The sequence below is a fragment of the Bacillus sp. 16GRE42 genome (assembly GCF_019837435.1).
Classification (GTDB): domain Bacteria; phylum Bacillota; class Bacilli; order Bacillales; family Bacillaceae_G; genus Bacillus_A; species Bacillus_A wiedmannii.
In genome coordinates this window covers 133,281-145,334 of record NZ_JADAXF010000004.1, presented here as the reverse complement: position 1 = coordinate 145,334, position 12,054 = coordinate 133,281, and the positions used below count along the sequence as shown (strand labels likewise).

General features: G+C 35.2%; 7 protein-coding genes. 6 read left to right on the top strand and 1 reads right to left on the bottom strand.

Features of this window, described 5'->3' with window-relative positions; genetic code table 11:
- The first annotated feature begins 62 nt into the window (after nucleotides 1-62).
- Nucleotides 63-992 (top strand): thioester domain-containing protein, encoded by a 930-nt coding sequence (locus ILS93_RS21260; RefSeq protein ID WP_064476240.1) that lies wholly within the window; start codon nucleotides 63-65, stop codon nucleotides 990-992.
- 550 nt (nucleotides 993-1,542) lie between these two features.
- The gene (locus ILS93_RS21255) at nucleotides 1,543-4,731 is read left to right on the top strand and encodes a putative mucin/carbohydrate-binding domain-containing protein (RefSeq protein WP_222661220.1); all 3,189 of its coding nucleotides are present in this window, start codon (nucleotides 1,543-1,545) and stop codon (nucleotides 4,729-4,731) included.
- A gap of 44 nt (nucleotides 4,732-4,775) precedes the next feature.
- Here the strand turns inward: ILS93_RS21255 and ILS93_RS21250 are convergent, their stop codons facing one another.
- A complete protein-coding gene (locus ILS93_RS21250; RefSeq protein WP_048542416.1) occupies nucleotides 4,776-5,414 on the bottom strand; it encodes an NAD(P)-dependent oxidoreductase in 639 nt (212 codons plus the stop codon).
- Between the two features lie 300 nt (nucleotides 5,415-5,714).
- Between ILS93_RS21250 and ILS93_RS21245 the strand changes: the two genes are divergently transcribed.
- From ILS93_RS21245 to ILS93_RS21230, 4 genes are all read left to right on the top strand, one after another.
- Nucleotides 5,715-7,145, top strand: coding sequence for an alanine/glycine:cation symporter family protein (locus ILS93_RS21245; RefSeq protein ID WP_064476242.1), 1,431 nt, complete (start codon nucleotides 5,715-5,717; stop codon nucleotides 7,143-7,145).
- Nucleotides 7,146-7,478: 333 nt separating this feature from the next.
- Nucleotides 7,479-8,921, top strand: coding sequence for an alanine/glycine:cation symporter family protein (locus ILS93_RS21240; RefSeq protein ID WP_088047823.1), 1,443 nt, complete (start codon nucleotides 7,479-7,481; stop codon nucleotides 8,919-8,921).
- Nucleotides 8,922-9,285: 364 nt separating this feature from the next.
- Complete coding sequence (locus ILS93_RS21235; RefSeq protein ID WP_000673848.1) at nucleotides 9,286-10,467, top strand: NupC/NupG family nucleoside CNT transporter; 1,182 nt, start codon at nucleotides 9,286-9,288, stop codon at nucleotides 10,465-10,467.
- Between the two features lie 354 nt (nucleotides 10,468-10,821).
- Nucleotides 10,822-12,003: a NupC/NupG family nucleoside CNT transporter gene (locus ILS93_RS21230; protein ID WP_098273268.1), complete on the top strand. Its 1,182-nt coding sequence runs from the start codon at nucleotides 10,822-10,824 to the stop codon at nucleotides 12,001-12,003.
- Nucleotides 12,004-12,054 lie beyond the last annotated feature (51 nt).

The following is a 12,054-nucleotide window of genomic DNA, read 5'->3' as shown; positions in this document are numbered from 1 at the left end:
AAAAAGTTTCTAACTAAATAATAAACAGAAGAAAATTTGTTATTTCATAAGGGGTTGTAAACATGAATATAAAAAGATCTTTCAAGCTAATGGCCGCTTTTTTGAGTGTTTTATTTGTATTTGCGAACTTATTATTTCCACTTCAACAAGCATTCGCGGAAGTTATGGATCATACAAAGTATGAAATGGATTGGAGTTATAGTAAGTCAAAGAAGAAACCAATTCGAACAGAGCTTATTAAAACAGCAGATGGTAAAATTGCCTTTTGCTTAAATGTAGATTTGAAATCTCCAAGCGGTCAAGATTTACCGGAAATGGGGAAAGTGGATATTAATGTGTATCGTGTACTATTAAATGGATATCCACAAAAGAGCCCACAAGAATTAGGTGTTTCTGATTGGAGAGAAGCGCATTATGCAACGCAGCTTGCAGTATGGAATGCGTTAAAACAAATTGATATTAATGATTTAGATTTTCGAAATAAAAATGTAGAAAAGGTAACGAAAGATATCGTTGCAAAGGCAAGCGCTAGTGAAGAATTACAAGAAATTACGATGAGTGTCGTGCCGTCAGAAGAGCAACAAGCAGTGTTGAAAAATGATTTCTTTGAAACAGGTTTATATACAGTAGAAACAAATGCGAAAAGCGGAACATATAAAGTGCAAGCAACAGGTGCACCAGAAGGCGCGAAATTTGTAAATGAAAAGGGCGAAGCAAAAACGGAATTTAATGTAGGAGAAAAGTTCCGCATCTTAATTCCGAAACAAACACCAGCTGGTGGGTTTAGCTTTAAAGTATTAGGGAATTTAACAAAGTTACAAGGGATTGCACATAAAGGGACACCGACTATTCAAAATGCAGTTGTATTACTTGAGCGTAGTGAAGAAAAAACAAGTCCGGAGTTATCGGTAAGTTGGAAAACAACAAATGGTCATGATAATAATAAACCACATACTCCAAATGAACCACATAAACCGAATCAAAAGAGATAATGAAAAAGCATTGGCTTGTGCCAGTGCTTTTTTATATGGCTGATAAAATTATATTGAAAAAATTAAATGCGGGATAAAATTACTGTTTATACAGTTTGAACTCTATTTAGAAATAATATAAATATACTAAAATTCAAACGTTACAATTAATAGATTGTATTCACAAAATCGTAACATTATTCTGATTGGAAAGGCTATCAAACAAAGTAGAAAGCGTGTAAAATTCAGTTGGAAAAACTACCTATTGATGGTCATATATGAAGAAAATGTAAGATTCTATTATTATTCACAATTTTAGATGTATAGATGACAATACTGAAATATATCTTTTACTATTCTCTTTTTATGTAGAGAGAAGTGAGGGGGATACAGTACATAAAAATTCTATAATGTAAGAAAGCGAATACATTGAGAGGAATGCGGTAGTAATTGATACAGGTGTGCGAGGTGTTAGTCTATTCGTTAAATGTTTTTATAAAAATAATAGGATGTCTTATTAAATGAATATATAGGATAGTTTCTCTAAATAAAGGAATAGGGGACACAGATTATGTCGAAGAAAAAGACGAGTAGGGTATTAGTAGCTGGAATATGTATATCTACATTATTATCGCCAGTAGCTTTCGAAGCATCGAAAGGATATGCAGCACCTTTAGAAGAGGTTAAAGGTGGGAATTTGGAAGAGAACAAATTTGAGCAAAGGACGTTCCAGGTACCTGGAAAAGGGGATATAGACAAGGAAACAGAACGATTAAAAGTAACTTTTGATCTTTCTGTTAATGAACCGACTGGAATTTATGCAGCGGCAAATGAAAAAATTACAGTTGAAATAAAAGGAACACAGTCTATTCAAGCTTTCATAGGAACGAGATCTTATGATGAAGAGGCACCTGAAAAATTTGATTTAAAACCTGGAAAAAACGTTATTTCATCGCCAAGAGGTGGTATTTTATATTTTTACAATATGAATAACGAAGGTGAGGTAACTGCTTCAGTTACGAAGGGTGGTAGCCATTTTCCTTTGTTTATTTTAGGTAAGCATACGAAAAAAGATTGGGATGAAATGTTAAAGAAATATAAAGATCCTTATGCGGTTGAATTAAAAGGTGAGCGGAGTTTAGTTACTGCTAGTCCGAGCTCTATACAAAAGTTTATGAAAAACACAAGCCCGATAGAGTTAATGAAATTGCATGATAAGATTATTCGAATAGAAAATGCAGTAGCTGGTTTATCAGAGGGTGGAATTGGACTCGCGAAATCTCCAATTCATTATGTTCAGTTTGTTGAAAAACGGAAGCCTGCTGAAGATGATTTTATGTTTGCAACAAATTATCATACAGGATATATTCCAAGCGCAATGAATAGAGTTTTAGATATAGAAGTGCTTGAAAAGGATGGCTGGGGACCATGGCATGAAGTTGGACATCTACATCAGCAAAGTCCTTGGGATTGGGATGCTATTGGAGAAGTAACAGTCAATATTTATTCTTTAATGGTGCAAAAAGCATTAGGAAATGAATTAGAAATGGATGGGCACTATAAAAAGTCATTTGAGTACTTAGAGAAACCTATAGAAGAAAGAATAATTGATGAATTTGATCCTCTTACAATGTTTTGGCAATTAAATGTTGTTTACGGAGAACATTTTTATCCGAGACTGCATCAAGCTTATCGTATGTTACCTAAGGAGGAATTGCCTACTTCTGATGAAGAGAAAAAGCAAATGTTTGTTTATATGACATCAAAAGTGGCAGGACAAAATTTAGTTCCTTTCTTTAAAGAATGGGGATTAACTCCAAGTGATGAGACTAGAGAAAAAATAGAAAAATTAAATTTACCTAAATTAGAAAAAGAAATATGGAAAGCTACAGATAGTAATGATATTCGCGAGAAGCAAGTTGAACCGTATAAAGTTCCGTATGGTGAACCTGCTAATGAGGTAAAAAACCTTGTAGTTGGTACCAATTTTGATGAAGAGCAAGCGGGTAAACTTGTTCAAAATTTAGGTGAGAATGTAAAAGTAACAGGTAAGATTATATGGTCTAAATTAGAGAGTGGAAAACAGGAAGTGTTAGTAGAAATTGAGGATGAAAAAGGGAATGAAAATTTAATTACTGTTCCAGTCAATGCTGTTTATGGTGACAGTATGATTTTTCAAGGAATTTCAAATGATGTAATGTCGACAGTGGAGCTTCGTCACAATGAAAAAAAATTACATGTCGCTTTTATTAGTAATGAAATACATTACCTTTTTGATAAAGAAAAATATATAGGTTTAACAGTATATGATCAAAATGGGATTGAAAAGAAAAATGTATCAGCAGAAGGGCAAGAAAGTGGAAAACGATTTGCGATGGAACTAAATGGATTGAATTTTGAATATGGTGATGTAGTAAAAGTATTCCATGCAGAACCGAGTCGTTTAAAATGGTACCGAAATAACGAACTTGTAGATCAAGGGAAAGCTAAAAATAAAAAAGAGAAATTCTTTAAAATTACTCCGCAAGGCTTTGAATTAAAAGATGGTTTGCAAGAAGTAACGGCACGATCACAAATGGTAGTAGTCGGAACGGACATTGCCCAGTTAGATGTGAAAAACTTTGTTGAGGTAAAAGAAGGAGAAGTAGTCGGGTTTGTGGAGAATCCTGATACAACGAAGATCGGAAAGCAAACAGTAAAAGTAGAAACGAAAGATCGTTTTGGGAATAAGCAAGTGACAGAGGTACCTGTAGAAGTGGTTTATGGAGATAGTATTGTATACGCAGGATATGGCGATGATATTGCTTCAATTGTAACTTTAAAGCACGAAGAGAAGAAATTCCATGTGACTGATATGGATAGCGAGATTCATGAGTATTTTAATAAAGAGTTATACATGGGTATCACGTTATACGATCGAGATGGAAAAGAGAAAAAACATGTAACAGCAGAGGGACAAGAAACATCAGAGAACTTTGCGAAGCAAGTGAATGGTATGCAATTCGAGTATGGATATGTAGTAAAAGTATTCCACGCAGAACCGGATCGTTTGAAATGGTATCAAAATAATACCCTTACTGGTCAAGGTGAGAAAAAAGGGGCAAAAGAACTATTCTTCAAAGTGACAGAAAAAGGCTTTGAGAGAATGGATATGTTGCAAGAAGTAACAGCGAAACCGCAACAAGTAGTAGTCGGAACAGATGTTGAAAAGTTAGACGCGAAAAAATTTGTTGAAGTAAAAGATGGAGAAGTGGTAGGTTTTGTAGGGAAACCAGATACGACAAAAATTGGTCAGCAAACAGTGAAAGTAGAAACGAAAGATCGTTTTGGAAATAAGCAAGTAACAGAAGTAGCATTAGAAGTAACGTATGGAGACAGTTTTGTATACCAAGGGCTTAGTGACGTTATCCGTTCTATTGTAACGGTAAATCATGACGATAAGAAACTACATGTGACGTATACAAATGAACAAATTCATAGCTACTTTAAGAATGAATTATATATGGGAATTACGCTATATGATCAAAACGGAATGGGGAAAAAACATGTAACAGCAGAAGGACAAGAAACTTCAAAGAATTTTGCTGAGCAAGTAAATGGAACTTCATTCCAGTATGGAGATGTAGTGAAAGTGTATCATGCCGAATTAGGTCGTTTAATTTGGTATAAAAATAGTGAGTTAGTAGGAAAAGGAGATAAGAAAAAGTTTAAAGAAATTTCTTTCAAGATTACTCCAAATGGCTTAGAACAAGTGCAATAATAAGAAAAAGCTCGTAAAACATTATGTTTTACGAGCTTTTTTTATTACTCAGCTTCAGAAACTACTGTGAAGCGTTCGTTTACGTGTTTTGGATTTTCGATTTCATCAAGTGCTGCAACTGCGAAGTCTTCGTAACTTACGTAGCTATCACCTTTTGCGTTAACAAGAAGATTGTCTTGTCCAGCTGTATAAGAACCAGTACGTTTTCCTAATGCGAATAGTGCAGAAGGACTGATGAATGTCCAAGTAATATCGTTTGTTTGTTGCAGAATTTCTAAGTTTTTACCTTGGTTTTGAGCTGTTGCAAGGTATTCATTTGGGAAACCTGGCGTATCAAATACACGCGTTGTTTTCTCTTCGTCTACAAATAAGCTTCCAGCGCCGCCAACTACAAGTAATTTTGTGTTAGGTGCACCTTTCATAGCTTCAATTAGTACGTTTCCTGCATCTACGTGAAGATGTTCTTCTCCTGCTGGAGCGCCGAATGCATTTACAACTACATCAAATGCTTGTAGGTCATTAGATGTAAGAGCGAATACATCTTTCTCTAAAACTTTTATATTTTCTTCTGTAATTTTTGCAGCGTTTCTTACGATTGCAGTTACTTCATGTCCGCGATCTAATGCTTCTTTTAAAATACGACTTCCTGCTTTACCAGTTGCTCCGATGATTCCGATTTTCATAATAAATCCCTCCAAAGTGTTTTGTTAAAGTGTATATCTGAAAGTAAATGAATTTGTTGTAATAAGGTTTGTTACAACCTGATGTAATCATTATAGTTACAGGTTGGTGTTTTTGTCAATGGGATAGTTTGTAGATTTACTTTTTATTTTAGTATGCACAGTTAGAGGGAGGAGAGTCATAAAGATATTGTTACTTCGTGTCTGGCTAATATTTGGAAATTGCAAATTGTCGAAAAATGTTGATTTTTAAATGTTTTTTAAATATAATTCGTTTTATGGAGAAAAGGAGGGGTTAATTGTATGAATATTTTAGAGCAATTTGTTTCATCAACGAATACAATTCTTTGGTCATATATTCTTATTGCAATGTTAATTGGTTTAGGTCTTTATTTTTCTATTAAATTGAAATTCGTACAAATTACTCATTTAGGGGAAATGGTTCGACTAATGAGTGATGGATTAACTGGAAAGACGCGTAAAAAAGGTAGTGTATCTTCTTTCCAAGCGTTCTGTATGAGTTCAGCAGCTCGTATTGGAATCGGGAACTTAGCCGGTGTAGCGTTAGCTATTTCTATGGGAGGACCTGGAGCGGTATTTTGGATGTGGGTTATTGCGATTGTCGGAGCGTCTTCAAGTTTCGTGGAAAGTACGCTTGCGCAAATTTATAAAATAAAAGATGGCAGTGGCTTCCGTGGTGGTCCTGCTTATTATATGGAAAAAGGTTTAAATAAACGCTGGATGGGGATTTGGTTCTCTATTCTAATTACAATTAGTTACGGTTTAATTTTTAACTCCGTACAAGCGAATACAGTTACTTTAGCATTTAAAAATGCATTTGGTATTGAGCGTTACATTGTTGGGATTGCATTAGCTGCATTAGTGGCGGTTATTATTTTTGGCGGTGTGAAAAGTATTGCGCGTATGTCGGAAATGATCGTTCCACCAATGGCACTTATTTATATTGCAGTAGCAGTTTTCGTTGTTATTAAAAATTATTATTTAATACCGGACATGTTTACAGAAATCTTTAAAGGTGCATTTGGTTTAGATTCAGCTGTAGGTGGCGGTATTGGTGCTGCGATGAAATATGGTATTCAGCGCGGATTATTTGCGAATGAAGCAGGTATGGGTAGTGCGCCGAATGCGGCAGCAACAGCGGATGTAACACATCCAGCGAAACAAGGATTTATTCAAACAATTGGAGTATTAGTAGATACATTTTTAGTATGTACATCAACAGCATTTATCGTACTATGTTCTGGTGCATATAAGGCAACGAATTTAGAAGGTATTGAATTAACGCAAGTGGCGTTAAGTTCACAAATCGGTTCGTGGGCAAGTAGCTTCTTAGCGATTATTATTTTCTTATTTGCATTTAGTTCACTTCTAGGAAACTACTATTATGGTGAAACGAATATTGAATTCATTAAACAAAGTAAAACTTGGTTAACAATTTACCGTATTGCGGTGGTTGCAATGGTATTATTCGGTTCTGTTGCTACACTTCAAGTTGTATGGAATATGGCGGATTTATTTATGGGACTAATGGTAATCACAAACTTAATTGCGATTACGCTTCTTGGCCGATTTGCATATGCTGCTTTGGCAGACTATGTAAGGCAAAAGAAACAAGGGAAAGATCCAGTCTTCAGTGCAGATTCTATTCCTGGTTTAACGAATACAGAGTGTTGGGATAAGCCAACGGTAACGGATAAAGAAAAAGCAGTGTAATGAAAAGGCGAGCGTCGAGATAAAATCGATGCTCGTCTTTTTTGTTGTAGTGAATGATGAAAAGAGTGAGAGGTAATTAGTAATATAATTTTGTTTGTTCATTATTCTCGTTATTTGTAGAGAACGCACTGTCTTAAAAGCATGACCGGTCGAATGTGATGAGTGATTGAGTATTGGATAAATGCACGTACTGGTTATATTTTTACGTAAAAAAAACATATATGTTAAGAAGTTTAACGTGTTCATGTCATAAAACCTAACATAAAGTTCTTGATTACTAAAAGTTTTTAGAATATAATTTTCTTATTGTTAGGAAGAGGGGGCAATGCAATTATGGATTTTTTAGCTAAGGTAATTGGGGATGTAAATAATGTCCTTTGGTCATATATCATTATTGCGATGTTAATTGGGTTAGGGCTTTACTTTTCATTTCGTGTGAAATTTGTCCAAGTTCGTTACTTCGGTGAAATGATTCGATTGCTTGGGGACGGGGCAAGTTCGAAAACGAGGAAAGAACAAAAAGAGAAGAGTGGTGTATCGTCGTTCCAGGCTTTTTGTATGAGTACAGCTTCTCGTGTAGGTACTGGTAACTTAGCTGGTGTAGCTATCGCAATCTCAGCAGGTGGACCAGGAGCAGTATTTTGGATGTGGTTAATTGCGGTAATTGGGGGTGCTTCTGCATTTGTAGAGAGCACATTAGCGCAAATTTATAAAGTAAAAGATGGGAATGCATTCCGTGGTGGTCCAGCTTATTATATGGAAAAGGGTTTAAAGAAACGCTGGCTAGGAGTTGTCTTCTCTGTTCTAATAACAGTTAGTTTCGGATTAATTTTCAACGCTGTGCAGTCAAACACAGTAGCAGCGGCTTTTGATGGAGCATTTAACACAGATGGTAAGTTTGTAGGTCTGTTTATGGCTGGTTTACTTGCAATCATTATCTTCGGCGGAGTAAAACGTATTGCACGTGCGGTTGAAATGATTGTTCCAGTAATGGCAATTATATATGTAGCAGTGGCATTATTCGTTGTTGTAACAAACATTACGGCAATTCCGTATGTATTTAAAGAAATTTTCTTACATGCTTTCGGAATTAAAGAAGTAGTAGGTGGGGGATTAGGAGCTGCGATTTTACTAGGGGTAAAACGTGGATTATTCTCAAATGAAGCAGGTATGGGTAGTGCGCCGAACGCAGCTGCGACTGCAAACGTAACGCACCCAGTTAAACAAGGTTTCATTCAAACTTTAGGGGTATTTACAGATACATTATTAATTTGTAGTTGTACAGCATTTATCATTTTATTATCAGATGTGCCTGGAGCGGCTGATTTAAACGGAATTCAATTAACGCAACAAGCATTAAGTCAACATATCGGACCGTGGGCTTCTATATTTGTAGCAGTTGCAATCTTCTTGTTTGCATTTAGTTCATTAGTAGGTAACTACTACTATGGTGAAACGAATATTGAATTCTTAAATGGAAGTAAAGTGTTATTAAATGCATACCGCATTGCTGTACTTGGTATGGTTGTTTTAGGATCTGTAGCAACAATTCAAATCGTTTGGGATTTAGCAGATTTATTTATGGGGATTATGGCTGTTATTAACTTAGTGGCGATCGTATTCCTTTCTAAGTACGCTTTTGCAGCGTTATCGGATTATATTAAGCAAAAGAAACAAGGAAAAGATCCAGTGTTCTATGCGGAGTCTATTCCAGGTTTGAGCAATACAGAGTGCTGGGATAAGCCAACAGTAGCTGATAAAGAAAAAGCAGTATAATGAGGTGAGCATCAAGTGAAACTTGATGCTCATTTTTTTGTTTTATCCCGCTATTTGTGAACAGTAAAACTTTCGATTGATGCGGGCTGATAATCAGTGGAGATGACACTGATTAAAGTTTCGCTATATAATGTAAAAGACGAACATTCATGAATGCTTTATAATAAAATGTATTTTTTTAAGAAAAGTGCGGATATGAGTTGTGATTTGTGTTAGAATGGAAAATGCCTTTGAAATAAGAGGTTTTATGATCTTTCCTATCCGATTGAAGGTTTTAGAGGAGAAATGGAAAGTTCGGATTATTTCTTATTTCAAGTGGTCAGACGTTCAACGTTAATGAAGAGTTAAATGGAGGATTTTATTAATGAAGTTTGTTATGTTTCTTGTAGGATTGCTCGTTGTATTCGTACTCGGTTTTCTTATAAGTGCCGATCGAAAGAAGATTAAGTATAAACCAATCGCAATTATGCTTGTTATTCAGCTAGCGTTAAGTTATTTCTTATTAAATACGCAAGTTGGTTATATTTTAGTAAAAGGAATTTCAGATGGATTTGGCGCGCTTCTTGGATATGCGGAAGCTGGAATCGTTTTCGTATTTGGCGGTCTTGTTAATAAAGGAGAGGTTTCATTCTTCTTAACAGCGTTATTACCAATCGTATTCTTTGCCGTTTTAATCGGAATTCTGCAACACTTTAAAATTTTACCGATATTTATTCGTGCTATTGGTACTGCGCTAAGTAAAGTAAATGGTCTAGGAAAACTAGAATCATATAACGCAGTAGCGGCTGCCATTGTTGGGCAAGCGGAAGTATTTATTACAGTAAAAGATCAATTAAGTAAAATCCCAAAACATCGTTTATATACATTATGTGCATCTTCCATGTCGACAGTATCAATGTCAATCGTAGGTTCTTATATGAAAATGATCGAACCGAAATATGTAGTAACAGCACTTGTATTAAATTTATTTAGTGGTTTCATTATTATTCATATTATTAACCCGTACGATATTACAGAAGAAGAAGATACACTGAAATTAGAAAATAAGAAAAAACAGTCATTCTTTGAAATGCTAAGTGAATATATTATGCTTGGTTTCACGATTGCAATCACAGTAGCGGCAATGTTACTTGGTTTCGTAGCATTAATTACAGCAATTAATAGCTTGTTTGATTCCATGTTCGGTATTACATTCCAAGCTATTTTAGGATACATTTTCTCACCATTAGCATTCGTAATGGGTATCCCGCAAGCAGAGATGGTAACAGCGGGACAAATTATGGCAACAAAATTAGTATCAAACGAATTTGTTGCGATGCTGGATCTTGGAAAAGTAGCTGGTGATTTATCAGCTCGTACAGTTGGTATTCTTTCTGTATTTCTTGTATCATTTGCGAACTTCTCATCAATCGGAATTATCGCAGGTGCCACGAAAGGTATCGATGAAAACCAATCAAATGTTGTATCATCATTCGGTCTACGCCTTGTGTACGGTGCGACATTAGTAAGTATTCTATCAGCGATTATCGTTGGTGTTATGTTATAAACAAAGATGGCCCTAGCTCATAGCTAGGGCTATTTTTTTTATGGTAAATCTGCATGAGAAAACCAATTATTTAGGAATATATTAACATATAAAAATCTTTTTAAATTTATATTGCATTTCGACTAGATAACGCTTACAATTTGATTTGTAGGTGGTATCAATTTCAGACTTTCAAGTATGGTAGGAGAGAAGAGGCTACCTTTTATAAATTGCAATTTATGTAAACGCTTACTGATTTTAGATAAAAGTTGAATAGTATTTAGGGGTTTTAAATTTTTTTAACACAAATGGTCAGACGTCATTCGTTATACGTTATACGACCGATAACTCGTGGGAGAAGTGGAGGATTCACATATGAAGATCGTAATGTTTCTAGTCGGTTTACTTGTAGTATTTGTACTAGGGTTCCTTATCAGTTCAGATCGTAAGAAAATTAAATATAAACCAATTGCACTTATGCTTGTCATCCAATTGGTACTTGCGTATTTCTTACTAAATACAAAGGTCGGATTTGTATTAGTAAAAGGGATTGCAGATGGGTTTGGCGCTATTTTAAAATTTGCGGAAGCAGGGGTTAATTTCGTATTTGGTGGTTTAGCAAATGATGGACAAGCACCATTCTTCTTAACAGTATTATTACCAATTATTTTCTTAGCAGTATTAATCGGGATCTTACAACATATTAAAGTTTTACCGATTATCATCCGTGCAGTCGGTTTCGTATTAAGTAAAATTAACGGCTTAGGAAAACTAGAATCATATAATGCAGTAGCAGCTGCAATTGTTGGTCAAGGTGAAGTATTCATTACAGTAAAAGATCAACTAAGCAAATTACCGAAAAATCGTTTATACACACTTTGTGCATCTTCAATGTCAACAGTATCGATGTCAATCGTCGGTTCTTACATGAAAATGATTGATCCAAAATATGTAGTAACAGCACTTGTATTAAACTTATTCAGTGGATTCATTATCGTTCATATTATTAATCCATATGAAGTGAAAGAAGAAGACGATATTTTAGAATTACAAGAAGATAAAAAACAAACATTCTTTGAAATGTTAGGCGAATATATTATGCTTGGTTTCTCTATCGCTGTAACAGTAGCGGCGATGTTAATCGGTTTCGTAGCATTAATTACAGCAATTAACGGTGTGTTCGATTCAATTTTCGGAATCACATTCCAAAGCATTTTAGGATATGTCTTCTCACCATTAGCATTCGTAATGGGTATTCCAACATCAGAGATGCTAACGGCAGGACAAATTATGGCAACGAAATTAGTAACGAACGAATTCGTTGCAATGCTTGACCTTGGTAAAGTAGCTGGAGATTTATCAGCTCGTACAGTAGGCATTTTATCTATCTTCCTTGTATCATTTGCGAACTTCTCATCAATCGGAATTATCGCAGGTGCAACGAAGAGTATCGATGGCAAACAAGCAAACGTTGTATCTTCATTCGGATTAAAACTTGTATACGGTGCAACGTTAGTAAGTATATTATCAGCGATTATCGTTGGGGTTATGCTTTAATAAAAACAAACGAAGTCGTTTATCTCTCGCCTAGAGGGATGAACGACTTTT